This is a genomic window from Achromobacter sp. NFACC18-2 (genome assembly GCF_900108985.1).
Lineage (GTDB): Bacteria > Pseudomonadota > Gammaproteobacteria > Burkholderiales > Burkholderiaceae_B > Achromobacter.
Map to the genome: position 1 here is coordinate 62,395 of NZ_FNYM01000018.1, position 25,637 is coordinate 88,031.

The 25,637-nt window shown below is 66.7% G+C and carries 26 protein-coding genes; 15 read left to right on the forward strand and 11 right to left on the reverse strand.

Annotated elements, in window-relative coordinates; translation table 11 throughout:
* Window positions 1–43 precede the first annotated feature (43 nt).
* A complete protein-coding gene (locus BMW75_RS23780) occupies window positions 44–514 on the reverse strand; it encodes an Lrp/AsnC family transcriptional regulator (protein ID WP_076521636.1) in 471 nt (156 codons plus the stop codon).
* 159 nt (window positions 515–673) lie between these two features.
* Here BMW75_RS23780 and BMW75_RS23785 point away from each other — a divergent pair, with 159 nt between their 5' ends.
* The 6 genes from BMW75_RS23785 to BMW75_RS30015 all read left to right on the forward strand — a co-directional run bounded on the left by BMW75_RS23785 (window position 674) and on the right by BMW75_RS30015 (window position 4,798).
* A complete protein-coding gene (locus tag BMW75_RS23785) occupies window positions 674–1,585 on the forward strand; it encodes a DMT family transporter (protein ID WP_092582133.1) in 912 nt (303 codons plus the stop codon).
* A gap of 62 nt (window positions 1,586–1,647) precedes the next feature.
* Window positions 1,648–2,394, forward strand: a complete 747-nt coding sequence (locus BMW75_RS23790; protein WP_092582134.1) for a sulfite exporter TauE/SafE family protein — start codon at window positions 1,648–1,650, stop codon at window positions 2,392–2,394.
* A gap of 71 nt (window positions 2,395–2,465) precedes the next feature.
* On the forward strand, window positions 2,466–2,690 hold the full coding sequence (locus BMW75_RS23795) for a hypothetical protein (RefSeq protein WP_092582135.1): 225 nt from the start codon (window positions 2,466–2,468) through the stop codon (window positions 2,688–2,690).
* Between the two features lie 326 nt (window positions 2,691–3,016).
* Complete coding sequence (locus tag BMW75_RS23800; protein ID WP_006218759.1) at window positions 3,017–3,229, forward strand: hypothetical protein; 213 nt, start codon at window positions 3,017–3,019, stop codon at window positions 3,227–3,229.
* 147 nt (window positions 3,230–3,376) lie between these two features.
* Entirely contained in the window at window positions 3,377–4,483 is a 1,107-nt protein-coding gene (locus BMW75_RS23805; protein WP_092582136.1) for an AGE family epimerase/isomerase, read from the forward strand.
* A 99-nt stretch (window positions 4,484–4,582) separates the two neighbouring features.
* Window positions 4,583–4,798 carry a hypothetical protein gene (locus BMW75_RS30015; protein WP_006388022.1) on the forward strand — a complete coding sequence of 72 codons (216 nt, stop codon included), beginning with the start codon at window positions 4,583–4,585 and terminating at the stop codon, window positions 4,796–4,798.
* Between the two features lie 117 nt (window positions 4,799–4,915).
* Here the strand turns inward: BMW75_RS30015 and BMW75_RS23815 are convergent, their stop codons facing one another.
* The gene (locus BMW75_RS23815; protein ID WP_092582137.1) at window positions 4,916–5,851 is read right to left on the reverse strand and encodes a LysR substrate-binding domain-containing protein; all 936 of its coding nucleotides are present in this window, start codon (window positions 5,849–5,851) and stop codon (window positions 4,916–4,918) included.
* A 106-nt stretch (window positions 5,852–5,957) separates the two neighbouring features.
* Here BMW75_RS23815 and BMW75_RS23820 point away from each other — a divergent pair, with 106 nt between their 5' ends.
* The 3 genes from BMW75_RS23820 (at window position 5,958) to BMW75_RS23830 (ending at window position 8,255) form a co-directional block, all read left to right on the forward strand.
* Window positions 5,958–6,947 carry a Bug family tripartite tricarboxylate transporter substrate binding protein gene (locus tag BMW75_RS23820; RefSeq protein WP_092582138.1) on the forward strand — a complete coding sequence of 330 codons (990 nt, stop codon included), beginning with the start codon at window positions 5,958–5,960 and terminating at the stop codon, window positions 6,945–6,947.
* A gap of 2 nt (window positions 6,948–6,949) precedes the next feature.
* Window positions 6,950–7,828, forward strand: coding sequence for an N-formylglutamate amidohydrolase (locus tag BMW75_RS23825; protein ID WP_092582139.1), 879 nt, complete (start codon window positions 6,950–6,952; stop codon window positions 7,826–7,828).
* A gap of 115 nt (window positions 7,829–7,943) precedes the next feature.
* Complete coding sequence (locus BMW75_RS23830; protein WP_092582140.1) at window positions 7,944–8,255, forward strand: hypothetical protein; 312 nt, start codon at window positions 7,944–7,946, stop codon at window positions 8,253–8,255.
* 68 nt (window positions 8,256–8,323) lie between these two features.
* Here the strand turns inward: BMW75_RS23830 and BMW75_RS23835 are convergent, their stop codons facing one another.
* Window positions 8,324–9,166 carry a LysR substrate-binding domain-containing protein gene (locus tag BMW75_RS23835; RefSeq protein WP_092582141.1) on the reverse strand — a complete coding sequence of 281 codons (843 nt, stop codon included), beginning with the start codon at window positions 9,164–9,166 and terminating at the stop codon, window positions 8,324–8,326.
* 111 nt (window positions 9,167–9,277) lie between these two features.
* Between BMW75_RS23835 and BMW75_RS23840 the strand changes: the two genes are divergently transcribed.
* Window positions 9,278–10,264, forward strand: a complete 987-nt coding sequence (locus tag BMW75_RS23840) for a bile acid:sodium symporter family protein (protein WP_092582142.1) — start codon at window positions 9,278–9,280, stop codon at window positions 10,262–10,264.
* A 28-nt stretch (window positions 10,265–10,292) separates the two neighbouring features.
* Here the strand turns inward: BMW75_RS23840 and BMW75_RS23845 are convergent, their stop codons facing one another.
* Both BMW75_RS23845 and BMW75_RS23850 read right to left on the reverse strand, forming a co-directional pair.
* Complete coding sequence (locus BMW75_RS23845; protein ID WP_076521625.1) at window positions 10,293–10,682, reverse strand: Rieske (2Fe-2S) protein; 390 nt, start codon at window positions 10,680–10,682, stop codon at window positions 10,293–10,295.
* 51 nt (window positions 10,683–10,733) lie between these two features.
* Window positions 10,734–12,539: an ABCB family ABC transporter ATP-binding protein/permease gene (locus BMW75_RS23850; RefSeq protein WP_092582143.1), complete on the reverse strand. Its 1,806-nt coding sequence runs from the start codon at window positions 12,537–12,539 to the stop codon at window positions 10,734–10,736.
* Between the two features lie 270 nt (window positions 12,540–12,809).
* Here BMW75_RS23850 and BMW75_RS23855 point away from each other — a divergent pair, with 270 nt between their 5' ends.
* Entirely contained in the window at window positions 12,810–13,634 is an 825-nt protein-coding gene (locus BMW75_RS23855) for an aldo/keto reductase (protein ID WP_076521623.1), read from the forward strand.
* Window positions 13,635–13,691: 57 nt separating this feature from the next.
* On the opposite strand, the gene BMW75_RS23860 is transcribed toward BMW75_RS23855, so the two are convergent.
* Together BMW75_RS23860 and BMW75_RS23865 are read right to left on the reverse strand one after the other, a co-directional pair.
* Window positions 13,692–13,889: a hypothetical protein gene (locus tag BMW75_RS23860; RefSeq protein WP_076521622.1), complete on the reverse strand. Its 198-nt coding sequence runs from the start codon at window positions 13,887–13,889 to the stop codon at window positions 13,692–13,694.
* Window positions 13,886–15,061 (reverse strand): PepSY-associated TM helix domain-containing protein, encoded by a 1,176-nt coding sequence (locus tag BMW75_RS23865; RefSeq protein WP_092582144.1) that lies wholly within the window; start codon window positions 15,059–15,061, stop codon window positions 13,886–13,888. Before BMW75_RS23865 ends, BMW75_RS23860 begins: the two co-directional genes overlap by 4 nt.
* Before the next feature lie 219 nt (window positions 15,062–15,280).
* Between BMW75_RS23865 and BMW75_RS23870 the strand changes: the two genes are divergently transcribed.
* The gene (locus BMW75_RS23870) at window positions 15,281–15,994 is read left to right on the forward strand and encodes a metallophosphoesterase (RefSeq protein WP_092582145.1); all 714 of its coding nucleotides are present in this window, start codon (window positions 15,281–15,283) and stop codon (window positions 15,992–15,994) included.
* 64 nt (window positions 15,995–16,058) lie between these two features.
* Here the strand turns inward: BMW75_RS23870 and BMW75_RS23875 are convergent, their stop codons facing one another.
* Together BMW75_RS23875 and BMW75_RS23880 are read right to left on the reverse strand one after the other, a co-directional pair.
* Entirely contained in the window at window positions 16,059–18,680 is a 2,622-nt protein-coding gene (locus tag BMW75_RS23875; protein WP_092582146.1) for a penicillin-binding protein 1A, read from the reverse strand.
* Between the two features lie 85 nt (window positions 18,681–18,765).
* Window positions 18,766–19,599, reverse strand: a complete 834-nt coding sequence (locus tag BMW75_RS23880; RefSeq protein WP_092582147.1) for an AraC family transcriptional regulator — start codon at window positions 19,597–19,599, stop codon at window positions 18,766–18,768.
* Window positions 19,600–19,792: 193 nt separating this feature from the next.
* Here BMW75_RS23880 and BMW75_RS23885 point away from each other — a divergent pair, with 193 nt between their 5' ends.
* Window positions 19,793–21,031: an MFS transporter gene (locus BMW75_RS23885; protein ID WP_092582148.1), complete on the forward strand. Its 1,239-nt coding sequence runs from the start codon at window positions 19,793–19,795 to the stop codon at window positions 21,029–21,031.
* A 335-nt stretch (window positions 21,032–21,366) separates the two neighbouring features.
* On the forward strand, window positions 21,367–22,599 hold the full coding sequence (locus BMW75_RS23890; protein WP_092582149.1) for a GGDEF domain-containing protein: 1,233 nt from the start codon (window positions 21,367–21,369) through the stop codon (window positions 22,597–22,599).
* Here the strand turns inward: BMW75_RS23890 and BMW75_RS23895 are convergent.
* Window positions 22,589–24,505 carry a S9 family peptidase gene (locus tag BMW75_RS23895; protein WP_092582150.1) on the reverse strand — a complete coding sequence of 639 codons (1,917 nt, stop codon included), beginning with the start codon at window positions 24,503–24,505 and terminating at the stop codon, window positions 22,589–22,591. The genes BMW75_RS23890 and BMW75_RS23895 overlap by 11 nt on opposite strands.
* Window positions 24,506–24,707: 202 nt before the next feature.
* Between BMW75_RS23895 and BMW75_RS23900 the strand changes: the two genes are divergently transcribed.
* Window positions 24,708–25,163 (forward strand): BPTD_2524 family lipoprotein, encoded by a 456-nt coding sequence (locus tag BMW75_RS23900; protein WP_076521614.1) that lies wholly within the window; start codon window positions 24,708–24,710, stop codon window positions 25,161–25,163.
* 25 nt (window positions 25,164–25,188) lie between these two features.
* On the opposite strand, the gene BMW75_RS23905 is transcribed toward BMW75_RS23900, so the two are convergent.
* The gene (locus tag BMW75_RS23905) at window positions 25,189–25,608 is read right to left on the reverse strand and encodes a PaaI family thioesterase (RefSeq protein ID WP_076522155.1); all 420 of its coding nucleotides are present in this window, start codon (window positions 25,606–25,608) and stop codon (window positions 25,189–25,191) included.
* Window positions 25,609–25,637 lie beyond the last annotated feature (29 nt).

The following is a 25,637-nucleotide window of genomic DNA, read 5'->3' on the forward strand; positions in this document are numbered from 1 at the left end:
GCGGCCGCGATCCCGCAAGTGCTGGATGGGCGGCGATGCGGCGTCAGGCAAGCGGTACGGCGGTGGTGTAGAGAACCTGCTTGAGCGCAAAGCTGGAGCGTATGCTGGCCACGCCCGGGATGCGCGTAATGTGCTCGACGATCAGGCGTTCGAGCGCGTCGACGTCCGGCACCAGGGCGCGGATCAGGTAGTCCGCGTCGCCCGACATCAGGTAGCACTCCATGATCTCGGGCAGCACTGCGATTTCGCGTTCAAACACGTCCAGCGCCGCCTTGCGTTGTTTGTCGAGCGAGATCTGGATGAAGACGTTGACTTTGAGGCCCAACTTGCGGGCGTTCAGCAGCGTGACGCGCCGATGGATGAGGCCCTCGGTCTCCAGGCGCCGCACGCGCGCCAGGCAGGGGGAGGCGGACAGGTTCACGCGCGCGGCCAGCTCCACGTTCGTGAGCCGGGCGTCGCGTTGAAGTTCGTTCAGGATGCGGATGTCGGTGGCATCCAGGTTGATTTCCGGCATAAGTCACCTAGCGATGGCGGGTTTGCAGTGTATCTGTGCTGAGTATGCCGTCTCTTGGGCTGGAAAGCGGTGAAAAATGCTGGGGTTTACCCTATAGACTTTGCTGTCGTTCGGCCATGGGGCCGAAATGCAGAATAAGTAGCGGTAGGTCCAGTCGGTATGAGTCAGCCAAGCAGTCTTCGCACGTTCTTGCCGCTTGCCGGCGCGGTTGCCATCTGGGGTGGAAACTGGCCCGTCATGAAATTGGGCCTGGCGCACATGAGTCCGCTGTGGCTGGCCGCCAGCCGGTTCGGATCGGCCGCGCTGATCAGCGTGCTGGTGCTCGGGATGCTGGGACGTCTGCGCCTGCCGACACGCCAGGAATGGCCGTTGGTGGCTGGCGTTGCGTTGCTGCAGATGGGCGCCTTCACGGCGCTGGCGTTATGGGCGCTGCAGTACGTGGCGCCGGGACGCGCATCGGTCATTGCCTATGCGACGTCCATCTGGGTGATTCCGCTGTCGTCGTTGGTCTTGAAGGAGCGCTTGTCGATCGGACAATGGCTTGCGACGGCGCTGAGCTATGCGGGTATCGGCGTCATCGTGGCGCCGGCCTTCAGTCCTTGGCAGGCGCCTACCGTCATCGGTCTGGCCATGTTGCTGGGCGCCTCGTTTGCGTGGGCCTGCAACATCATCCAGTTGCGCGCCAACCGCCACGTTCGGCTGGGTGCGGACATGATTCCGTGGCAGACCGCGATGGCCACGATACCGCTGGCCGCGCTGGCATGGATGCGCGACGGTGCGCCCACGTTCCTGGGCGACGCGCAGGCCTGGCCGCTGATCCTGTATACCGGGCCGCTGGCCACCGCGTTGACGTTCATCGTCGTGCTGGGCATGACGCAAAAGCTCGCGCCGGCCGCGACGTCCATCGCGATGCTGTGCGTGCCGGTGATCGGATTGATCGTGTCGTCCGTGGTGTTCCACGAGCGCATCTCGCCCGATCTGGCCCTTGGCCTTGCGCTGATTGCGGCGAGCGTGGCGGCTTCGGCATTGGCCGCGCGGCTGCGGCGTCCGCTGGCGCTGCGGGTTTCGTAGAAGGCTCTAGAATGGCGTGCGCCGCAATGGTGGCGGCACTTCACGCGCAAAGCGCAGCGGATATGGATTCCTTATACATTGTGGTCGCGGTGGGCGCCATGGCGGCCGGCTTTGTTCAGGGCTTGTCGGGCTTCGGCTTCGGCATGGTGGCCATGTCGTTCTGGGCCTGGACCATCGACCCGCGGCTCGCGGCGGCGATGGCCGTGTTCGGCGCGCTGACCGGCCAGTTGCTGGCGGCGTTCACCGTGCGCCGCGGTTTTGCGGCGGCCCACCTGCTGCCGTTCGTCGTGGGGGGATTGCTGGGCATTCCGCTGGGCGTGAAGGTGCTGCCGCATCTGGATCCATTGGTGTTCAAAGCCTTTATCGGCGGGCTGCTCGCAATCTGGTGTCCGATCATGCTGTTTGCGGCGCGCATCCCGCGCATCACGGTGGGCGGCAAGGTGGCCGATGGCGTCGCAGGCGCGATCGGTGGGGTCATGGGCGGATTGGGCGGCTTCACGGGCGTCATCCCGACCTTGTGGTGCACCTTGCGCGGGTTCGATCGAGACGTGCAGCGCGCGGTGATCCAGAACTTCAATTTGTCGATGCTGATGGTGACGATGGCGGGCTATGTGCTGACCGGCGTGGTGACGCGCGACATGCTGCCCCTGTTTGCGTTGATCGTTCCCGCGATGCTGTTGCCCACGTTGTGGGGCACGCGTGTCTATGTCGGCATCAGCGACGTCACCTTTCGCCGCGTCGTGCTCGGCCTGTTGACGTTGTCGGGCGTTGCGCTGCTCGCCGCTTCCGTGCCAAAGCTGCTGGCCTGACGGCGAGCCCCATGCCGGCGGGCGGTGGCGGCCGGCATGCTATCGTTGACCCATTCAAGAGAGAACCACGCATGGCATTGCATCGTTTCGAAAAGGGCGAACTTGGACACTGGCTGCGCGTCGTGGCCGACAACAACGAGCCCGGCGCGGTCCAGACCGACGTGCCCGCGCACGTCGCCCAGGCGCTGGAAACCCTGCGCTGCATCGAATCCGGCGCCGACGGGCGTTGGGTCATCACGGACAAAGGCAGGCTGTCGCTGCGCATGGAAGAGCCCGGCGCCATCCATTTGCGCTAGGCCATTTTTTTCGTCGCACGCCCCGATCAGACCAGGCTTGCGCCATTCGCATTGATTCCCTCGGCCGAGGGGACGCCGATGATTACGGCATAGTTGCGAATGTTTTCGCGGTATTTCGCCCGACGTGCCGTCTTCCCGAGGTCACCGGGAAATTCTTGAGACGGAATGTGCGAATTGACATCTTTCGGACGTATCCGGCCCCGCGCCGCGCCGGTAAGATGAACTTGCGTGACGGTTGCGGGTCTATTCATTTGCGCGGGAACATTTGTTCTGGCGCGGCGTCACGCGTGGTTAGCGCGTATAAGTAACCGACTGGGAGGTAGCACATGCAGCATCGTGACCAGGAAGTACTGATCGACGTTTCCACAGCGGCCATGGACACCGGCGGATATGGCGTATTGCTGACGGTAACGGCCGAGGGCGGCACCGAAGTGGATGCCGCATTTTCCCACTTGGGTAACTGCGCTTCGTTGGACGAAGCACGTGATCGCGCGGAAATCTTCGCGCAAAACTGGGTAGAGGAAAATATCTTCCGATAGGGCTTCGGCCCTGGAAGGAGCTGGCCGGCACAACCGGTCTGTGCGCGCATGAAACCTTGGTGGACTCTCAGAGAATGGCGACGACGATTTCGGTTATCGTTGCTGCTCCAAAACATGGGGCCCGCACCGGGTTCGCGACGTTCCAAAATGGCTGCCGCACAGACCAACTCCTCACTAGCGGACGATATCCGCGCGCTGCGCGAGCATTATGATGCGGTGGTGTTGCCCATGTGGCTGGACCGCGGTTTCAACGACATGCTCGGCCTGCCTTTCGAATCATTGGATGGCGCTGGCGGTCAGCCATTGGCGCCGGTGCGTTATCGCGCGATGGCCTGTGCGCGCCAGTTGTATGTCTTTTCGCAGGCCCCGGGCATGGCGGCTGCGCAGCATGCCGACCGCCTCTTTGAATCCTTGACGCGCGTATTTCACGATACGCATGGCGGCTGGCGCTACAGCGTGGACGCGCAGGCGCGTCCGCTGGACGACACCCAGGATCTCTATACGCACGCGTTCATCGTGCTGGCGTGCGCGGCGTATTTCCAACGCAGCCGCAATGCGCAGGCGCGCAAGCTCATGCTTGCGACGGCGCACACGATCGAAGCGCGATTCAAGACCGCCGATTCGCTGTACCACGCGGCGCTCAGTGCGGACTTTTCCCGGCCGCTGAAACCGCCCGCGCAAAATCCCATGATGCATCTGACCGAAGCCTACCTGGCGGCGGCGCAGGTCGCCGAGCCGGCGTTGTTCGCGCAACATCTGCGCGAGCTGGCGCAGGGCATCAGCCAGCGCTTCGTGCATGCGCCGACGCAGTGCGTGGCCGAATCGTTGCAGGGCAGCGTGGATAACCGTCTTGAGCCGGGCCATCAGTTCGAATGGCTGTCGCTCGTGCAGGACGCCGCGCAGGTGTTCGAAGGCCTGGATCTGGCCGAATCGCTGCCGCGCGCCGTGCAATGGTCCAGGGACCATGGCGTGGATGGCGGGGGCGTGAAGGCGGCGCTGGACGAGTCCGGCGCGGTGGTGGACGACACGCGCCGCATCTGGGCCCAGACCGAGTATCTGCGGGTGTTGGGCGTCATGGGCGACTTGGGCGCGTTGCAGCCGGCCCTGGCCGCGTTTCGCGCCCGGTTCCTGCACCCCGGCGGGTGGTACGAGTGTCTGGACGCCAAGGGCGCGGTGACGCGGACCGACATGCCGTCGACGTCCCCCTACCATCTGGCAACCTGCCTGGCGGCGTTACAAAACGTTGTATCTTGATCACGTTAACAATTTTTGTTCGCCTGTGAAGTGTTTTTAATAGAAAGACATTGGTGAAATCCCTTACAATTTGCTAACACTGTTTGTGGGGAAGCATCAATGAGCGTTATGTGCTTGGCTTGCCAACGCATTAACCCGGGACTTGCAGGCGTCGCGCCGCATTCGCACCTGGGACATCAAGGATTTACCAACCCAACGCAGAAGGGACGGGAGGAAAGCCGCGAAGACCACTTCCGCTGCCTGAACTGCGGCGCCAAATGGCTGCGCGAAACCGACAAATGGGGCGTGGACCTGGGCTTCAAGCTCGCGCCCTGAACGTTCCCACTGCCACTCGCACGACACGGGCCCCAATCGGGGCCCGTTGCATTTTGGGCGATCCGCGCGTGGTGACCGGGGCCAGCGCCACCGGTTGGGGCGACCCCGGCCCGCCCCTCAGGCGGGCGCGCCGGCCGCCACGACGTCGGGATCGAGGCTGGCGGTTTCCAGCAGCCATTGCCGAAAACAGGCGAGCGCATAGTGATCGCGCCGCTGCGCCGGGGCGCACAGGTGATAGCCGCGGTCGATGCGGATGGCCAGTTCGGGGAAGGGTGCGGCGACCCGGCCGGCCAGCAGTTCGTCGCGCACCAGGCAGCGCTGCAGCACCGCAATGCCCATGTCGGCCATGACGGCGCGTATCAGGATGGACACCTGGTCAAACCCATTCGACAACGCGACGTTGCCGCGCGGAACGCCGGCCGCGGCGAACCATTGCGCCCAGTTGTCCATGCCGTTGGTGTGGTACAGCAGCGGCTCGCCCAGCAGGCCTTGCGGCGTGGCCCACTGGCCCCGCGCCTGACGCGCCGCCAGGCGGCCTGGATGGCAGATCACCACCATCTCGCGTCCGATCACGTAATCGGCCTGCCAGCCGGGCCATTGGGCCGGCGTGCCCGACAGGATGCTTGCGTCCGGCGTGGCGCCGGAGAAGTCCTCGTTGCGGCGGTAGGCGGAGAAACCGAGCTGGATGTCCGGGTGGCGCTGGTGGAAGTCCGGCAGGCGCGGGACGAGCCAGGCGCTGGCCAGCGTGGGCACGGACGACAGGGTCAGGCGCAGGCGCCGGTCATCGGCGCGCAGCCCGGCGCTCAGCGCCTCGATGGCCTGCAAGGGCGCTTGCGCGCCGTCGTAGAGCTTGCGGCCGGTCTCGGTGAGGGTGAGACCGTGGGCATTGCGGTGCATGAGGGGCTGGCCGAAATGCGCTTCCAGCCGGGAGATGGCCCGGCTGATGGCGCCCTGCGTCACGCACAGCACCTGGGCCGCCTGGGTGAAGCTGCCCAGCCGCGCCGCCGTCACGAAGGCGTGCAGCTCGGACATGGACGGCGAGTGCAGCCGCATTGAGCATGACCTTTGGTAATGAAGGAGTGCAATATAGTCGTTTGAAAGGGGATCGTAAAGTTCGGACACTGGCGGCCTTCAGAACAACAACCTCAGGAGTCGCCACATGTCACGCCGTCTTTTTGGCCGGTCCGCGCGCTTTGCGCTCGCCGGCATGTTTGCCACGCTGTCTTTCGCCAGTATCGCGCAGGCCGCCGATTACCCCGCCCGTCCCATCAAGCTGGTGGTGCCGTTCGCCGCCGGCGGCTCGACGGACATCGTCGCGCGCCTGGTGGCCGAATACGCCGGTCGCGACCTGAAGCAGACCATCGTGGTCGAGAACAAGGCCGGCGCCGGCGGTTCGCTGGGCATGGAACAAGTTGCCCGCGCGACGCCGGACGGCTACACGATCGGCATGGCGACGATGAGCACGCACGGCTCGAATCCGGCCGTGTTCCGCAAGATGAACTACGACCCGGTCAAGGACTTCGTGCCGGTGGCCAATGTGCTGGCCGTCCCGAGCATCTTCGCGATCAATCCGAACGTGCCTGCCAAGAACATGGCGGAGTTTGTCGCGCTGGCCAAGAGCGCGCCGGAACGCTACAGCTTTGCGTCGCCGGGCGTGGGATCGCTGGGCCATGTGAATATCGAGAACTTCATGATGCTGTCCGGCATCAAGCTGCTGCACGTTCCTTATCGCGGCGCCGGCCCGGCCCTGAACGACGTGATGGGCGGGCAGGTGGACGCGATCACGGACAACCTGTCGTCGACGCTGCCGCAGGTGCTGGGCGGCAAGCTGCGTCCGTTGGCCGTGCTGGGCGCCGAGCGCTCGCCGCTGCTGCCCGACGTGCCGACCTATATCGAGCTGGGGTATCCCGACATGGGCACCGGCGGCTGGTTCGGCCTGGTGGCGCCGGCCGGCACGCCGCAAGCCGTGGTGGAGCGCCTGAACAAGGCCGTGCGCGCGGCGATGGACAATCCGGAGTTCCGCAAGAAGGCCGAGGAGGTGGGTGGTACGCTGATGCCCACGACGCCTCAGGAATTCCAGGTGCAGATCGACCAGGCCCTGGCCCGCTACGCAAAAGTGGCCAAGGCCGCCGACATCAAGGCTGACTGACGATGACGACCGCCGACTTCCCCGCAGTTTCCGTGCATGAACCGACTGGACCGGCCTTGCCGCTGGTCTGCGACTCGCCGCATAGCGGCGAGCGCTATCCCGAGGATTTCGGGGCGGCGGCGACGCTTGCGCAATTGCGCCAGGGCGAGGACACGCACGTGGACGCGTTGTGGTCGGCGGCGCCGGCGCTGGGCGCCACGCTGATCGCGGCAAATTTCCCGCGGGTCTACATCGATCCGAACCGCACCCTGCAGGACCTGGATCCGGAACTGCTGGCCGAACCCTGGCCCGAGCCGCTGGATCCGGGCGAGAAGACGCGCCTGGGCAAGGGCCTGATCTGGCGCCGCATGGACAAGGCGACGCCGATTTACGACCGCAGGCTCACGCTGGCGCAGGTGCGCCACCGCATCCAGGCGTACTACGAGCCCTATCACGCCGCGCTGGCGGGGGCGATCCGGCAGGTCGAGCAGCGCTTTGGCGCGGTCTGGCACCTGAACCTGCATTCCATGCCCAATGACGCCTACGAGCGGCTGGGCCGCCAGAGCGAACACCCGCTGGCCGATTTTGTGCTGGGCGATCGCGACGGCACCACGTGCGAGCCGGAGTTCATCGCGCTGATCGAGACGGCGCTGCGCGACAAGGGCTATACCGTGGCCCGCAACGATCCCTACAAAGGCGTGCAACTGATCGCGCAGATCGGCCAGCCGGCGCGCAACCGGCACAGCCTGCAGGTCGAGATCCGCCGTCCGCTTTACATGGACGAGGCGACGCGCGAGCGCAATGCGGGCTTCCAGTCGCTGCGCGCGGACCTGTCGCAGGTGCTGGAGCAGGTGGCGGCCTATGTGCGCGTGCGCGCGCAGGCCGTAGCGTCGACAAAATAGAATCGACTGCGCACCGGCGCGCGGGCCGGATGGGTTTCCCCGTTTAAGTTTTCTGGCGGCGGGCCGTTGTGGATCGTGTCGGTGCGTCCGCACGTATGCGCCCAAGGAAACCGGAATGTCCGAGAAGATCATCAGTGGATTTTCAGTGGTCGCGTACGCGACGCAACCTGAGGGGCGCATCCCGCCGCGCGCGTTTCTCGAAACGCGTCGCCTGCCCGTGAAAGGCGCCGCGGCGGCTGACGCAACGGCCGAAGGCGCAGAACCGGACGCGGCACAGGCCCCGCCGGAGCCCCAGAGCCAGGCTTTCGAGATCTTTCTGAGCCGGCGCTTTCGCAGCACGATCGAAGCCATGTCCGCGGCGCGCAACGCGCTGGACCGCGTGAAGTCCGTCGATGCGGAGGGCGTGCCGGACCCGCTGCCCGAGTAGCGGCCGTCGCGCCAGGGCAGCGGCGCGCAGGCGAGCCGGGCCGGTGTCTGTGCCTCAGACCAGGCGGTTCAGACCAGCGTGCTGCGCATCAGGATTTCCGTCAGCGCGCGCGTCGGCTTGTTGGGCGCCGGGGCCGAGATGACGATGAGTTCGACCTGGGGGAGGGCGGGCAGGTGCGCCGCGCCCGCAGGCGCCGACAGGCCGGCCGTCGACAGGTGCGAAGGTTGCACGGTGATGCCCAGGCCCGCGCGCGCGGCGGCCTGGCAGCCCGCGTAGCTGGTGCTGGTGCACACGATCTGCCAGCTCCGGCCGGCGCGGGCCAGCGCATCGAGCGTCAGCGTGCGGGTCACGCTGGGCTCGCGCAGCAGGATCAGCGGCAGGGGCTCGTCGGGCACGACGCGCATGCCTTCCTTGGCCCGCCACAGCAGCGCCTCCTTGTGCAGCGTCTGGCCGCGGCGGTCGCCGCGCCGGCGCTTGCCGATCATCACGTCCAGGCGGTTGTCGTCCAGCAGCTTGTAGAGTTCGCTGGTGACCCCGATGGTCAAGTCCAGTTCGACCTCGGGATGCGCGATCCGGAACGCGGCCAGGACATCGGGCAGCGGGCCCATCGCCAGGTCGTCCGACGTGCCCAGCCGGATGCGGCCGCGCAGGCGCGGGGCGTCGAACAGGCGCTCGGCCTTTTCGTGGGCGGCCAGGATGATCTCGGCATGCACCAGCAGGCTGCGGCCATCGCTGGTCAGGGTGAGCGAATGCGTGTCGCGCTGGAAGAGGCGCCGGTTCACGGCCTGTTCGAGCTGCCGGATGTGTTCGCTGACGGTGGGCTGGGTCAGGCCGAGTCGCCGGGCGGCCTCGGTGAAGCTCGGCGCGCCGGCGGCCGCGGCAAAGGTCTGGAGCCACAGGGGATTGAGCATGGACGGGGGCTTGTCATAGGAAATGCCGATGACAGTTAAAGTACCCAGTGGCCTTCACGATGGCAAGGGGCGCACCTATAGTGGGCGCAACTTTCTGGACATTCTCTTGCCATGCGCCGCTTCCTGCCCGACCAATTCACGCTCATCCTGATCGCCACCGTCGTATTCGCCAGTTTCTTCCCCGCCGTGGGCAAGGGCGCGACCTTCATGATGGTGGCGAGCAACGTGGCTATTTCGCTGCTGTTCTTTCTGCATGGGGCGCGGCTGTCCACGGACGCCATCGTGGCCGGCGTCAAGGACGTGCGGCTGCATGCGCTGATCCTGGCGTGCACCTTCCTGCTGTTTCCCGCCCTGGGGCTGGCCCTGCGGGCCCTGTTCCCCGGCTTGCTGGTGCCGTCGCTGTGGCTGGGCGTGCTGTTTGTCTGCACGCTGTCCTCGACCGTGCAGTCCTCGATTGCGTTCACCTCCATGGCGCGCGGCAATGTGCCGGGCGCCATCTGCGCGGCGACCGCCTCCAATCTGCTGGGCACCGTGGTGACGCCGCTGCTCGTCGCGCTGCTGCTGCATCGCCAGGGCGGCGGCCATGGGTTGGCCGATGCTGGCCGCATCCTGCTGCAACTGCTGTTGCCGTTCGCGGTGGGCAGCCTGCTGCGGCCGTGGATCGGCGCATGGGCGCAGCGCAACAGCCGCACGCTGGCCAAGGTGGATCGCAGTTCGATCCTGCTGGCGGTCTATACCGCGTTCAGCGAGGCGGTTGCGCAAGGGATCTGGCACGCGTTCCCGGCCATCGACCTGGCGACCATGGTGCTGGTGAATGCGCTGTTGCTGGGATCGGTGCTGCTGATCACGACCTGGGGCAGCCGCAAGCTGGGGCTGTCCAAGGAAAACGAGATCACGCTGGTCTTCTGCGGATCGAAGAAGTCGCTGGCGTCCGGCATTCCGCTCGCGACCGTGCTGTTCGGCACGTCGCAGATGGGGGTGGTGTTGTTGCCGCTGATGCTCTTTCACCAGATGCAGCTCATGGTCTGCGCGGTGCTGGCGCGACGCTATGCCGAGCGCGCCGAACCGGCGCAGGCGGCGGCGGTGGCCCGGGCGTAGGCCGCAGGCGGCGGGCCGCCATGCGCGGTCAGCCGTTGTCCGCGTCCAGGGGGCGGATCTTGCCCGCGGGCAGCCAGAACACGCTGCCGTCGCGCTCCTGCACGGCCAGGGCGGTCAGGCGCCCGTTCTTGCAGGGACCGCCCACGCACAGGCCGGTGTCGGGCTGATAGGTGGCGCCGTGGCGCGCGCACATGATGAGGTCGCCCGCGCGCGTGAAGAAGCTGCCTTCCCAATCCAGTTCGACGCCGACGTGGGCGCAGCGGTTCAGGTAGCCGTGCACGCGGTCCTGGTAGCGCACGAAGAAGGCGGTGGTGCGGCCCGCGCCGTCGGTGACGGGCACCTTGACGCCCAGGCCGCCGTTGACCAGGTCGGCCGCGGCGCAGACGCGCACTTCGGGTAGGGAGGGAGATTCCTGCATGGAAGGCCTGGCAAGCAAAGGGTGCGATGTTCGGACAGGGCGCGCGGCTTGTCAATCGGCCGGCGCCGCCTGCGCGCTTTCCTGCTGGCGGGTCCACATGCCGGCGTAGATGCCGCCCTGGGCCAGCAATTGCGGATGGCGTCCGCGTTCGACGATGCGGCCGTCGGCCAGCACGATGATCTCGTCCGCGTCCGCCACCGTGGACAGCCGGTGCGCGATGATCAGCGTACTACGGCCCTGGCTGACCTCGCGAAGGTTGGCCTGGATCTCGCGTTCCGTATGGGTGTCCAGCGCGCTGGTGGCTTCGTCGAAGAGGAAGATGGCCGGGTTCTTGAGGATCGTGCGGGCGATGGCCACGCGCTGCTTTTCGCCGCCCGACAGCTTCAGGCCGCGCTCTCCCACTTTGGTCTCGTAGCCGTCCGGCATCGTCAGGATGAGGTCGTGGATGTGCGCCAGCCGCGCGGCGGCCTCGATCTCTGCATCCGTGGCGCCGGGCCGGCCGTAGCCGATGTTGTAGCGGATGGTGTCGTTGAAAAGCACGGTGTCCTGGGGCACGACGCCGATCGCGGCCCTGACGCTGGCCTGCGTGACGTCGCGCACGTCCTGGCCGTCGATCAGGATGGCGCCGCGGTCGGCGTCGTAAAAGCGGAACAGCAGGCGCGCGATCGTGGACTTGCCCGCGCCGGACGTGCCGACGACGGCCACCGTCTTGCCGGCGGGGATGGTGAAGCTGACGCCCTTCAGGATGGAGCGGCGCGGGTCATAGCCGAAATGCACGTCGCGGAATTCGACCGCGCCGCCCGCGATCCGCAGCGGCATGGCGCCCGGGCGGTCCGCCACCTCGCGGTCCTGGCCCAGCAGTTCGAACATGCGTTCCATGTCGATCAGCGCCTGCTTGATTTCGCGGTAGATGAAGCCAAAGAAGCTGAGCGGCGTGTAGAGCTGCAGCAGGTAGGTGTTGACCAGCACGAAGTCGCCCAGCGTGTAGCGGCCTTCGGCGATGCCGTTGGCCGCCATCCACATGACCAGGGTCAGCCCCACGGAAATGATGACGGCCTGGCCCACGTTCAGGATCGAGAGGCTGACCTGGCTGCGCACGGCCGCGCGTTCGTAGCGGGTCAGCGAGGCGTCGTAGCGCCGCGCTTCGTGTTCCTCGTTGCCGAAGTATTTGACGGTCTCGTAGTTCAGCAGGCTTTCGATGGCCTTGGTGTTGGCTTCGGAGTCCGTCTCGTTCATCTGGCGCCGGAACTTGGTGCGCCATTCCGTGACGGCCAGCGTGTAGGCCATGTAGAGCGTCACCGTGGCGCCCGTGGCCAGCGCCAGCCAGCCGTCGAACATCTTCCACAGCACGACGCAGACCAGGCCGATCTCGAAGAAGGTCGGCAGGATGTTGAAGAGCAGGAACGACAGCAGCGTCTGGATGCCCTTGGTGCCGCGTTCGATGGCGCGGTTCAGGCCGCCGGTCTGGCGGGCCAGGTGAAAACGCAGCGCCAGGCCATGCAGGTGGCGGAAGATCTGCATGCCGACCGAGCGGATCGCGTGCTGGCCGACACGCGCGAAGAGGGCGTCGCGCAGCTCCGAGAACAGCAGCGACAGCACCCGCGCGGTGCCGTAGGCCAGGATCAGGCCCAGCGGCACGGTCACGGTGCCGGGCGCGCCCTTGCCCAGTTCGTCCACCGCCTGCTTGTATAACAACGGCACATAGACGGTCGCGGCCTTGGCGGCGAACAGGCACAGCAGCGCGGCCACGACGCGCGCTTTCAGGCCGGTCTTGCCGGGCGGCCACAGGTAGGGAAAGAGGGTCCGAAGCGTGGAAAAGCCACCGCCCTTGCGGGGCGGCGTTTCTGAAGGATTCATGCTCGCAATGCCGTGGTTGAGGGCGCCTGCGCCAGGGGAGTTACACCGTTTGGAGGGCATTATGGAGCACCGGCGGTACTATTCGAGGGATAACCCCTGGGCCGGATGGTCCTGGACCGGGGGCGATCAAGGCGGTATTTCGGCACGGGCGCAGCGCGTCGGGCCCGATTTTTCTCTTTCATCCAGGGATCCGTCCGGCTGCATCCCTGGTTGCGCGACCTGGCGCGTATTCGCCGCGCAGGCGTCGTGTCGCAAGCTACGGAGGGTCATATGGCGAAGGTACCCACAGTGAAATTGAACGACGGGGGCAAGATTCCGCAGTTGGGCCTGGGGGTCTGGCAGGTGCCGGACGATCAGGCGGCCTCCAGCGTGAAGGAAGCGCTGGCGGCAGGTTACCGGTCGGTGGACACGGCGGCCATCTATGGCAACGAAGCGGGCGTGGGCGTCGGCCTGCGTTCGGCCGGCGTGGCGCGCAAGGACCTGTTCATCACGACCAAGCTCTGGAACGACAAGCACGGCTACGACGATGCGCACAAAGCCATGGACGAGAGCCTGGAGAAACTGGGCCTGGCCTATGTGGACCTGTACCTCATCCACTGGCCGGTCGCCGGCAGCGAGAAGTTCCTGGACGCCTGGCGCGCCATGGTCGAGATGAAGGAAGACGGCCGCGCGCGCGCGATCGGCGTGTCCAATTTCACGCAGTCCAACCTGGAGCGCCTGATGGACGCGTCCGGCGTTGCGCCCGCGGTCAACCAGATCGAACTGCACCCGGGTTTCACGCAGACCGCATTGCGGGCCTTTCATGCGAAGCACGGCATCGTGACCGAGTCCTGGAGCCCGCTGGCGCAAGGCCGCATCACCCAGGAAAAGGTGATCCTGGACCTGGCGCAGAAGCACGGCAAGTCGCCCGCCCAGGTGACGCTGCGCTGGCATTTGCAGCATGGCCTGGTCGTGATTCCGAAGTCCGTCACGCCGGCCCGCATCCGCGAGAATATCGACGTGTTCGATTTCGAGCTGTCGTCCGAGGACATGGCGGCCATCGACGGCATCAAGGAAGGCCCGCGGCTGGGGCCGGACCCGCAGAAGTTCGCGTAGCGCGATCCCGGATGGTTGCCGCGGCGCGCGGGGCCGCGGGGCCGGCCGGGGGGCTCGCTAGCGCTTGGGAGGAAAGGCCCAATAGCGCACGATGACCACGAGCAGCAGGCTCAGGGTGGTCCAGGACGCCCAATGCCAGGCGCCCGTGCCCAGCAGCGCCGCCAGCAGGCCGAAGATGCTAAGGACTCCCAGCACGATGGGCGCGCCCCAGACAAACAGGAAACCGCGGCCGCGCTTGCCTGGCGTAGGGGTCATGCGGGCGTCCTTTGCGGGGCGGCTGCGGCCTGGTGTTTCTTGATGAGTTCGTTGATGCGCGCTTCGGTGGCGCGGCGGCGCGCCAGCCACAGATACAGTCCGCTGACCAGCACGACGATGGTGACGAGGTCGAGCAGGGCCCAGATGATCTTGAGCGGCAGGCCGCCGTAATCGCCGAAATGCAGCGGGCGCGACACCTCCAGCGCGGTCAGGTACCACGGCATGCGGGCCACGGTCGTGAGTTCGCCGGTCCGGCCGTCCACCAGCACGGGCGTGTTCAGCTTGGAGGTCAGGGGCGAGTCGCCACGCATCCAGGCGATGAAATGCTGCGGACTGCCAAAGGCGTTGCCGGGGAAGGAAATGAACGACACTTCATTGCCGGGCATGGCCTTGCGCGCGGTGTCCGCGGCAAGCTGCGCCGACGCCAGTTGCGTGGGAATGGGCTGGCCCTTGTAGGGCTCCAGGACGCGCGGCAGCTCGGTGGATTGCCACAGCCGGAACAGCGGCGTGGACAGCTCGTTGATGACGCCCGTGATGCCCACGACCAGCGCCCACACCAGCGTAACGATGCCCAGCAGATTGTGCAGGTCGAGCCATTTCAGGCGCGTCGACCGCGCGGCGCGCACGGTGCCGAACTCCAGCTTCTTCATGAAGGGTCCGTAAAGCACGACGCCGGACACGATGGCCACGCAGAACAGCAGGCCCATGAATCCAAGGAACAATTCACCTGCCAGGCCCGCGAACAGATCCACGTGCAGCGCGAGCATGACGCCCATGAAGGAAAACTTGTCCTCGGTATATAGCGGGCCGTCCAGCAGCACGTCGCCCGTGCGGGCGTCCATGCGGATGGCGTGGCCCGAGGCCTGGCCGTCGCCTGGCGTCTTGGCCATGCCGACGAAGACCTGGGGCTCGTCGGGGTCGAAGAAGAGGTAATCCACGACCTCGTTCGGGTACATGGCGCGTGCGTTGGCCACCAGGGTGTCGAGGTTGGCCGGGGGCGTGCCGGCCGGCACCTGCGATAGCGGCTTGGCGTCATCCAGCCAGTGCTCGATTTCGTGGTGGAACACGAGCGGCAGCCCGGTCAGGCAGATGATGAGCAGGAAGATCGTACAGACCAGGCTGGTCCATTTATGGACCAGATACCAGGTTTTGATGGTGGACGCGGCGGTCATGGCGACGGCGGGAAGGCGGCTTGCGCCGATTCCTTGCAGGGCAGAACGGGAAGGAGCCAACATTATCACGAACAAGAGCGATTCTCGTATCGCTATTTGTCCGTTGTTCATTCGCCCGTTGTTCGTATGACCCTTTCGGCAACCGGGCCTATGCCGGGAGCGCGGAAAAGCGGGTTAAAAAGAAGGGTCAGTTTTTTCCTTGCGGCAACCCGAAACACCATGGAGCAACGTTTTCTGAAGGTCCCGCGCAACGCGTCCGGCCGCGATTTTGCGGTGGGCGACGTGCACGGACATTTTTCGCGCCTGCAGCGCGCGCTGGACGAATTGGGGTTCGACCCCGCCTGCGACCGGCTGTTTTCCGTGGGCGACCTGGTCGACCGCGGCCCCGAGAGCGAGGCGGCGCTGGAGTGGCTGGCGCAGCCCTGGTTCCACGCCGTGCAGGGCAATCATGAGGACTACGCGATCCGCCACGTGCGCACCGGCGAGGTGGACGTGATGAACTGGCGCGGTTATGGCGGCGGCTGGTTCCTGGATCTGCCTGCCGAGCGGCAGGCGGTGTTTGCCGAGGCGTTCACCCGGCTTCCCATCGCCATCGAGGTGGAGACCTCGGCGGGCGCGGTGGGGCTGCTGCACGCCGATTGCCCCGTGCTGTTCTGGCCCCGGCTCGAATCCGCGTTGCAGGACCGCTACAAGCGCACCAGCGCGGCCTGCCAGTGGTCGCGAGACCGCCTGCGGCAGATGGACCGCACGGGCATCCTGGGCGTGCGGGCTGTAGTGGCGGGGCATACCCCGGTGCCTTCGCCGCTGGCGCTGGGCAACGTCTACCACATCGACACGGAAGGCTGGAATGAAGGCTACTTCACCTTCCTGGACCTCGAATCCCTGCGCGCGTGGCCGCGTGAGGTCGTGACCGACCCCGCACCCGCCAGTTGAGGTGGCGGGGCAGAAGTAAAAAAACGGGCGCCGAGGCGCCCGTTTTGCGTGTTGCGCGGCGCTGTTAAAGCGGCCGGGCCGTCACCGTGCCCGGGCTGGTGACCGCGCTGGCGCGTGCGCCGTCCGGATCGGCGGGCGCGCCCGCGGCCGGGATGGCCTGCGCCGGGGCGCCGCCGCCAGCGGGAATGGCCTGGGCAGGCGGCGCGGCGAGGGCGTTGTCGGCGCGCGGCACGGGGATCGGCATCAAGGGCGGCTGGATGGCGCTGTCCTGGGGCGCGGCGGCGCCGCCGGGGGGCAGCGGCTTGACCGAGGTGTCGACGCCGTCGGTCGAACGGTTGTTGTTCAGGAAGTCGGTCAGCGCGTCGCCCGAGGAGAGGTCCAGCGAGGCGACCGCCTGGCCGGGCGGGAACTCGGAGAAGTAGTACTCGCCGTTGTCCACCAGCAGGCCGTCGGGGCGCGGCGCGGGCTTGGCTTCGGGCACGCCCTTGAGGACCGGCTGCATGTAATCCAGCCAGGTGCTCAGCGCCAGGCCGCTGCCGAATTCATTGGTGCCCAGCGACTTGGGCTGGTCAAAGCCCATCCACACGGTGGTGGCCAGGGTGGGCGTGAAGCCCGAGAACCAGACGTCCACGGCGTCGTTCGTGGTGCCGGTCTTGCCGCCGATGTCGTTGCGCTTGAGCACCTGGTGAGCGCGCGCGGCTGTGCCGTTGACGGTGACGTCGCGCAGGATGTCGTCCATGACCCAGGCGGTGCGCGGGTCGATGGCGCGCGCCTGGGCGTCGCCGGCCACGACGGGCTGCGCCTGCATCAGCACGTTGCCGGAACGGTCGGTGACGTGGTCGATGAGATAGGGCGTGACGCGGTAGCCGCCATTGGCAAAGACGCTGTAGCCGTTGGCGACCTGCAGCGGCGTGGCGCCGCCCGCGCCCAGGGCGAGCGGCAGCACGGCCGGCCAGCGCGACTTGTCAAAGCCGAAGCGCGTCAGGTAGTCCTGCGCGTACTGCGGCGAAATGGCCTGCAGGATGCGGATCGACACCATGTTCTTGGAACGCATGAGCCCCTGGCGCAGGGTCAGCATGGGTTCGTACTTGTTGCCGTCGTTCTTGGGCTGCCAGGCCTTGGAGCCGGTCTGCTCGGCCGTCAGCATGAAGGGCTGGTCCGAGATCTGCGTGGCGGGCGTGAGGCCGCGTTCCAGCGCGGCCGCATAGACGAAGGGCTTGATGTTGGAGCCCGGCTGGCGCCATGCCTGCGTGACGCGGTTGAAGTGGCCGCGGTTGAAGTCGAACCCGCCGATCATGGCGCGGATGGCGCCATCCTGCGGCACCATCGACACCAGCGCCGCCTGCAGCGCGGGCATGTTGATGATTTCCCAGTTGTCGCCGTTTTTGTGGATGTAGACCACGGAACCGCGGCGGATGCGCTGGCTGTCGCTGGCCTTGGGATTGAGCGCGCGGGCGACGACCGCCAGGGCCTTCTTGTCCGAAATCGTGATGATGTCGCGCCCGCTGCGCGCGACGGTGACTTCCGTGGGGCTGGCGGCCAGCACGACGGCGGAGAGCAGGTCTTCGCTGTCGGGGGACTTTTCCTGCACGCCATCCAGGATCTCGTCGAGCGCCTGCGCGTCCTTTTCCACGCCGTCGGGCAGGTCGATCTGTTCTTCCGGGCCCGGATAGACGGCGCGGCGCGTGTAGTCGATGATGCCGTCGCGCACGGCGCGGTAGGCGGCCTCCTGGGCCTTGGAATCGATGGTGGTGTAGACGTCGATGCCCTTGGAGTAGGTGTCTTCCTGGAAGATGCCGTACATCAGCTGGCGGGCCAGTTCGGCCGGATAGTCGCCGTGCACCGCGAAGCCGCGCGCGCTGCCGCCCTCGGTGCCGCGGATCGTGAGGCGCTGTTTCAGGGCCTCGTCGGTCTGCTCCGGCGTCAGGTAACCCAGCGTCTTCATGCGGCCCAGCACGTAGTGCTGGCGGATCTCCGCGCGCGGGAAGTTGGTGATGGGATTGAAGCGCGACGGCGCTTTCGGAATGCCGGCCAGCATGGCGGCTTCGGCCGGGGTGACCTCGGACAGCGGCTTGCCGAAGTACGTGCGCGAGGCGGCCGCGAATCCATAGGCCCGATGGCCCAGGTAGATCTGGTTCATATAGAGCTCGAGGATCTGGTCCTTGGTGAGCTCGGATTCGATCTTGAACGTCAGCAGCAGTTCGTAGAACTTGCGCGAATACGTCTTTTCGGACGACAGGTAGAAGTTGCGGGCGACCTGCATGGTGATCGTGCTGCCGCCCTGGGACTTGGAGCCCTTGACGATGTTGGTCAGCACGGCGCGCGCCACGCCCATCCAATCGACGCCGCCATGGCTGTAGAAACGGTCGTCCTCGGCCGCCAGCACGGCCTGCCGCATCACGGGGGGGATTTCATCGAACCGCAGCACGTTGCGGTGTTCTTCGCCGTACTCGCCGATCAGCACCTTGTCGGCGGTATAGACGCGCAGCGGCACACGCGGCCGGTAGTCGGTCATCGCGTGCAGGTCGGGCAGGCTGGGCCACGCCAGGGCGAGCGCGAGGCCGAGCAGGACGGCGCCGCACAGGGCTGCGCCGGCCGCGGCGATGCCCGCTTTGACCAGGAGAGGTTTCCAGGGAAGGCCCGATTTGCCGCCCGGGGTGGCGGAGGATTGCTGGGGATTGCTCATTGCAGGCGATTCTAGGGCAGAACGCTATAGACCGCCCAGGGCCCGATAAGGTTTCGGTAACGAAATCTGGCTGCGCCCGAGGGGTTCAGCTTTCGTTCAGGTTCCTGGTCACGCCGGGGACGGATTGCAGGTAGCGGTGGGGCGGGGCGCCCAGCGCGCGGTGGAACATGGCCGAGAATGCGCTGGCGCTGCGGTAGCCCAGGTCCGACGCGATGCGCGCCACCGGCACGCCCAGCGACAGCCGGCAGACCGCATCGGCCAGCCGCACCTGCTGCACCCATTGCCGGTAATTGAGGCCCAGCTCGGACTGGAACAGGCGGATCAGCGTGCGGGCGCTGGCGCCGACCTCGCTGCCCCAGTCTTCGATGCCGCGCTGCAGGCCGGGCTGGTCCAGGATGGCCGCGCAGATGGCCTGCAGGCGCCGGTCGCGCGGCCAGGGTATCTGGATGGGCACGACGCGCGCGGCCGCCAGTTCCGCGAGGATCAGCGCGGCGATCTGTTCGCTCCGTCCCCCCAACGGGTAGTCGATGGGTTCGGCGGTCAGCGCCAGGATCAGCTCGCGCAGCAGGCCGCTGACCTCGATCACTTGGCATTGCGGCCAATAATCCCGCGCCGCGTCGGCCTGGATGTAGAGCGAACGCATGGAGACCGCGCCCACCATGTCCACGCCATGCGGCACGCCGGCAGGCACCCAGAGTGCGCGCAGCGGCGGCAGCGCCCAGAAGCCGCTGGGCGTGGTGACCCGCATGACGCCCTCGACCGCATAGATGAGCTGGGCGCGCGGGTGCGAGTGCGAGCCGGTCTGCGCGCCGGCGGCGAACTCCTTGGCCATCGCGGTGACCACGCGGGGGCGATGCTGGTAGTCCTGCGCGTCAATGCTTCGGGCAGGATCGCGCACGAGGGCGGGGCGGACGGCCATGATGTCACTTCCGACGAAAGGATGAGCGGGATGCCTGAAAGCGCGGCTGGCCTATTTTGTCACTTTGCCGACGGAAATTGGCAGATCGCTTTGCGACCGGATTTCTACACTGACGGCTGATTCCGGGGGCGGCCGGCTGGTCCGTCCCCCGGTGATTCATTCCCCGCTGGCCCATTCCTCTCGCAGGCGCTCCATGAACTCCGCCCAGAATCCCGCCGCCGCCATCCCCGCCGCCCCTGCCGCCGCCGCTCCCGCATCCGATCCGTCCACGGCCTTCAAGGTGCTAGGCGCGATCAGCGTGGCGCACCTGATGAACGACATGATCCAGTCGATCCTGCTCGCCATCTATCCCATGCTCAAGGATTCGTTCAGCCTGACGTTCACGCAGATCGGGCTGATCACGCTGGTCTACCAGCTCGCCGCCTCGTTGCTGCAGCCGTTCATCGGCTTCTACACCGACCGGCATCCCAAGCCGTACTCGCTGCCCGTGGGCATGGGCTTTACGCTGGCGGGGTTGCTGATGCTGTCGATGGCGCCGTCCTTCGGCTGGCTGCTGGCGGCGGCGGTGCTGGTGGGCACGGGATCGTCCGTGTTCCATCCGGAGTCCTCGCGCGTGGCGCGCATGGCCTCGGGCGGGCGGCACGGTCTGGCGCAGTCGCTGTTCCAGGTGGGCGGCAATGTGGGGTCGGCGCTGGGGCCGCTGCTGGCGGCGCTTTTCATCATTCCGCACGGCCAGGGCAGTGTGGCGTGGTTCTCGCTGGCGGCGCTGTTCGGCATCGTGGTGTTGATGCGGATCGGGCGCTGGTATGCCGCGAACCGCGTGCTGCTCAAGCCGCGCGGGCGCCGCGACGGCGCGGATAACGGGCTGTCGCGCAACCGGGTGCTGGGCGCCTTGGGCGTCCTGGGCGTGCTGGTGTTTTCCAAGTACTTCTACCTGGCCAGCCTGAACAGCTATTTCACGTTCTACCTGATCGACAAGTTCGCGCTGTCGGTGCGCGAGGCGCAGCTTTATCTTTTCCTGTTCCTGGCCGCCGTGGCGGTGGGTACGGTGGTGGGCGGACCGGTCGGCGACCGCATCGGCCGCAAGATCGTCATCTGGGTGTCGATCCTGGGCGTCGCGCCCTTCACGCTGCTGCTGCCGCACGCCGACCTTTTCTGGACGGGCGTGCTGGTCGTGATCATCGGCGTGGTGCTGGCGTCGGCGTTTTCCGCGATCGTGGTCTATGCCCAGGAGCTCGTTCCGGGCAAGGTCGGCATGATCGCGGGGCTTTTCTTTGGCTTCGCCTTCGGCATGGGCGGCCTGGGTGCCGCCGCGCTGGGCAAGCTGGCCGACGCCACCAGCATCGCTTATGTCTACCAGGTCTGCGCCTATCTGCCGCTGCTGGGCGTGGTGGCCATCCTGCTGCCGCGGGGCGCGCGCCCGCGCGCCTGAATGCGGGTTTTCCGGTAGGCCCACGCCGTCGCCCTGCAAAACTTGCGGTTTTTTGCGCAAGTTAACTGTCAATTACTGCAAAGTGGCCGTCACCAAGCCATCGGCTTGGCGTATTCTTTGTTGCAAGCCGTGCGATCGTCCTGGCGCGGGCTGTAAAGGTTCCAGACGAATAGACGCGCGCCGCCCAGGGTGAGCGCGCGTGGTCGTCTTTTCGCCGTTCTGGTAACAAAAAGCATCAAAAATGCTTGCTTGTAACGCGTTTTCTAGTGCGAACCCAGTGCAACAGCAGTTCCCAAAGGCGGGGCAGGCCCAGAAGGCCTGGGCCGGCATACACCATGACGACTAGCCTGTTTTTCCTGATGTGGGGCCTGGCGACGGCCCTGGCGCTTCCGTTGCTGCTTCCGTTTCACGGCCGTGGCGTCGACGGCGTGCCCGCGTTCATGGCGGCCAACGCGCTTGCCGTGCTGTCCCTGCTGGCCTACGCATCCGCCGACATCATTCCGCCCGCAGCCTATGTGATGGTGTCGAACGCGGCCTGGGCCTGTTCCGCCGCGCTCGTGTACGTGGGCGTGCGGCAGTTTTTCGGCCTGCGCCCGCATGTGCTGCGCACGACCGTGCTGTGCTCGCTCAGCACGGTCGGCTTTGCGCTGCTGCTGTACCGCAACGACAGCCTGGTGCTGCGGATGTTGCTGTATTCGGTCTATACCTGCGTGCTGATGTCGGCGACGGGCGTGGTCATTTTCCGGCAGCGCCGCCAGTTCCAGGCGCGCGGCGTGGTGCTCTACCTGTTGCTGGCGTTCTTCGGACTGGTGGGTCTGCATGCCCTGCGCGTGTATGTCTATGGCGCCGGCGTGGACACGGCCGTGTCGCTGCTGCAGCCGTCGGCCTGGGGACTCTTTTTCATCGTCTGCGGGTCGGTGACGGTGCCGGGCCTGTTCCTCGCGCTGCTCTTCATGATCCAGACGAGCCAGGCGGAAAAAATGCAGGCCGCGCTGACGTTCGACAGCCTGACGCACGCGTACTCCCGCCGCAGCATCATGGACGAGCTGGAGCGCGAGCTCCTGCGCGCCGAGCGCACCGGCGGCAAGCTGGCCGTGCTGGTGCTGGACATCGACCACTTCAAGTCCATCAACGACCGCTATGGCCACGCGGCGGGCGACACCGCGCTGCGCCACTTCGCGCAGGTGGTGCAGAACGCGGTGCGTTCGAGCGACCGCTTCGGCCGGCTGGGCGGCGAGGAATTCGTGTTGTTGATGTACGACTGCGATCCGGCGCGGGCGCTGGTGCAGGCGCAGCGCGTGTGCGATGCCTTGCGTGACACGCCCTTGTACCTGCAGGGGCTGGAAGTGCAGATGACCACGAGCGGCGGGCTGGCGTCCTACCAGCCGGGCGACAGCGCCGACGGCATCCTGGCGCGGGCCGACCTGGCGCTGTACCAGGCCAAGGCGCAGGGGCGCGACCGCGTGGAAATGGCCTGGAGCGGTCGCGGCCAGGCCCGCGCGGGCAGCGGCCAGATGGCCGCCGCCCCGCTGGCCCTGAACGAGGAAACGGCAGGGACTACGGCTTGAGGTGTTCCGTCAGGAACTTCTCCATGGCCTCGTAGAACTCGAACTTGTTCTCGTCGTTGTGAAAGCCGTGGCCTTCGTTGTCCTTGACCATGTATTCCACGTCCACCCCGCGGGCCTTTAGCGCGGACACCATCTGGTCGCTTTCGTCCTTGTTCACGCGCGGGTCCTTGGCGCCCTGCGCCACGAAGAGCGGCGTCTTGATGCGGTCCGCATGCAGCGCGGGCGAGGTCGCGGTCAGGCGGTCGCGATCGCGCACGGGGTCTCCGACCATGTCCTGCATCTTGTCCAGCATCGGCTTCCAGTAGGGCGGAATGGACTTCATGAACGTGAAGAGGTTGGACACGCCCACGTAGTCGACCGCCGCCGCGTACAGATCCGGCGTGAACGCGACGCCCGCCAGCGTCGCATAGCCGCCGTAGCTTGCGCCATAGATGCCGATGCGCGCGGGGTCGGCGATGCCTTGCTCGACCAGCCATTGCACGCCGTCCGTGATGTCGTCCTGCATCTTCAGGCCCCATTGCCCGAAGCCGGCCTCCCAGAAGTCGCGCCCGTAGCCCGTGGACCCGCGGAAGTTCATCTGCAGCACGCAGAACCCGCGGTTGGCGAGGAACTGCACTTCGGGGTTGTAGCCCCAGCCGTCGCGCGCCCAGGGTCCGCCGTGCGGGTTCACGACGCAGGCCAGGTTCTTGGGCGGGCGGCCCGCCGGCAGCGTCAGGTAGCCATGGATGGTCCTGCCGTCGCGGCTCTGGTAGCTGATGGGCTGCACCCGCGACATGTCTTTCTCGGGGATGGCGGGGTTCAGGTCGGCCAGCTTGGTCAGGGTGCCGGCCACGGCGTCGTAGATGTAGCGCGCGCCGGGCGTGCGGTCGTTGTACGCGGCGACGATGAATTTGTTCTCGTCACGGTTGCCGCCCTGGATGGCGATGTCATAGCCATCCAGGCGCTCGGACAGGGTGCGGTACAGGGCCTCGGTCTCGGCGTCGAAGAAGCGGTACTGCGGCTTGTCCGTCTGGTAGGACGCCACGGTCAGCACGCGGCGCTTGCGCGAGAACGCCGCGCCGTCCAGGTCGACCTCGGCCGGCGTGAAGATGACTTCCTCGGCATCCGGATTGGCGGGGTCGATGATGACCAGGGACAGCTTGTCGCGCCCGCGACTGCTCAGGGCGTAGAACTTCTTGTCGTCGAAGGTGAAGAAGGCCGGGCTGACGCTGGTGCGGTAGTCGGTGGTGATGAGGGGGCGGAACTCGGACGCTTCGTCGTCGCGGTAGAGCAGGGTGGTGTTCAGGCCGTCGCTTGCGATGGCGGCGCGCACCTTACCTGCGTGGTCCGTCTGCCAGCCCACGATGTTGCCGGGATTCTGGGCCACCAGCACGGCCGCGCCGGTGTGCACGTTGACGCGGTAGACGTCGAACACCTCGGGGTTGCGCTGGTTGTGGCTGATCAGCACGTGGTCGGGATCGTCTTCGAGGTCGTCCTCGATGCCCGCGCGCACGCCCTCGTAGGGCGTCAGGTCGGTGATCTTGCCCGTCTTCGCGTCGACGGCCAGCACGTGGAAGTTCTCGTCTCCGCCGAAGTCCTTCTGGTAGAGCACCACGTCCGCGCCCTTCCAGAAGTAGGCGCTGATGTCGCGCGCGGTCTCGCGGGTCAGTTGCCGCGGTTCGCCCACGAGCTGGCTGCCCTGCAGGGGCTGCACATAGATGTTCATGCGGGCGGGATGGCCGTCCACGCTGGTGGGCTGCATGAAGGCCAGCGTCTGGCCGTCGTCGGACAGCCGGAAAAATCCGCGTTCCGGATTGCGGAAGAAGTCTTTCAGGGGATAGGCGCGGGGAGGCGGCTGCGTGGCGCAGGCACCCAGGGTGGCGCCGACGATGCCGGCGGTCAGGACGGTGCGCAGGAATGAGAACAAGGGAAAACCTCCGTGGTGACGATCCGCGTTGCAGGGGACGCGCGGGACGAAGGGACGCACGCGCGCCAGTGGCGGCGCTGCGGCGGGCCGGTCCCGGCGGCTCGTCGATAATGCCATAGCCGCGCAAAGGGTGTCGAACCGGCCCCACTTATCCCGCCAGGCCGTTTGCGGGATAATCGCGGCAATTCTTCTGGAGATTTACATGTACAGGAATCTGGTCGCGGCATCGGCGCTGGCCCTGGGGCTGGCTGGCTGCTCGATGGGCATTTCGCAGGACGGCTCGTCGCCGCACAGCGAATTCAAGGCGCCGGTGGCCTTCAAGGACGCCTACGATGCGGTCATCCGCCAGTCCAACGCCTGCCTGCGCAGCACCGACAATGCCTACCGCGTGGTTTCCGACCTGAATGAGAGCGCGCAGTCCGGCGTGGTGCGCGTGCTGGCCCCTTATTCGGACCGCGAGATGTCGCGCGTCGACCTGAAGTCGCTGGGGGCAAAATCCACGGACGTGCGCATCGTGATGTGGGGCAAGGGCACCTGGGATGCGGCCGCCATGCGCGCGATGCAGGACGCGGTGTATTACGGCCTGGTGTCGTGCAGCACCTACATGCCGCTGGACCCGCGTCCGCCCGTCAAGCCTTCGCGCGACCTGCCGAAGTAAGGCGCGCGCACTGGGTCAGTCTGGGTCAGTCGCCGCCCGGACGGCGGCGGATGATCTTGAAGGTGGCGGTGGCGCGCGCCACCAGTTCGCCGTCGGCGCGCCGGATGTCGCCCTCGCAGAAGGCGATGGACGCGCCGCGGCGCAGGCAGCGCGCCTCGATCACCAGGTCGCCCGTGCCCGGGGACAGGAAGGTGGTGTTCATGTCGATCGTGGCCATGCCTTCGGTGGCGTCCGCGGACCCGCGCGCCGCGGCGCTCAACGTGAAATCCAGGACGCTCATCAGCGTGCCGCCGTGCACGTCGCCGCGGCTGTTGGTGAGGTCTTCGCGCCAGGGCAGCGTCGTGCGGGCATAGGCCGGCGCAATGCTTTCGGGCACCAGGCCAATGAAATGCATGAAGGGAATCGTCAGGCCGAAGTAGTCGGTTGTGGGGGCGGATGCAGTCATGGAACCGTCGTGTGCGGGAATGGGTAGCG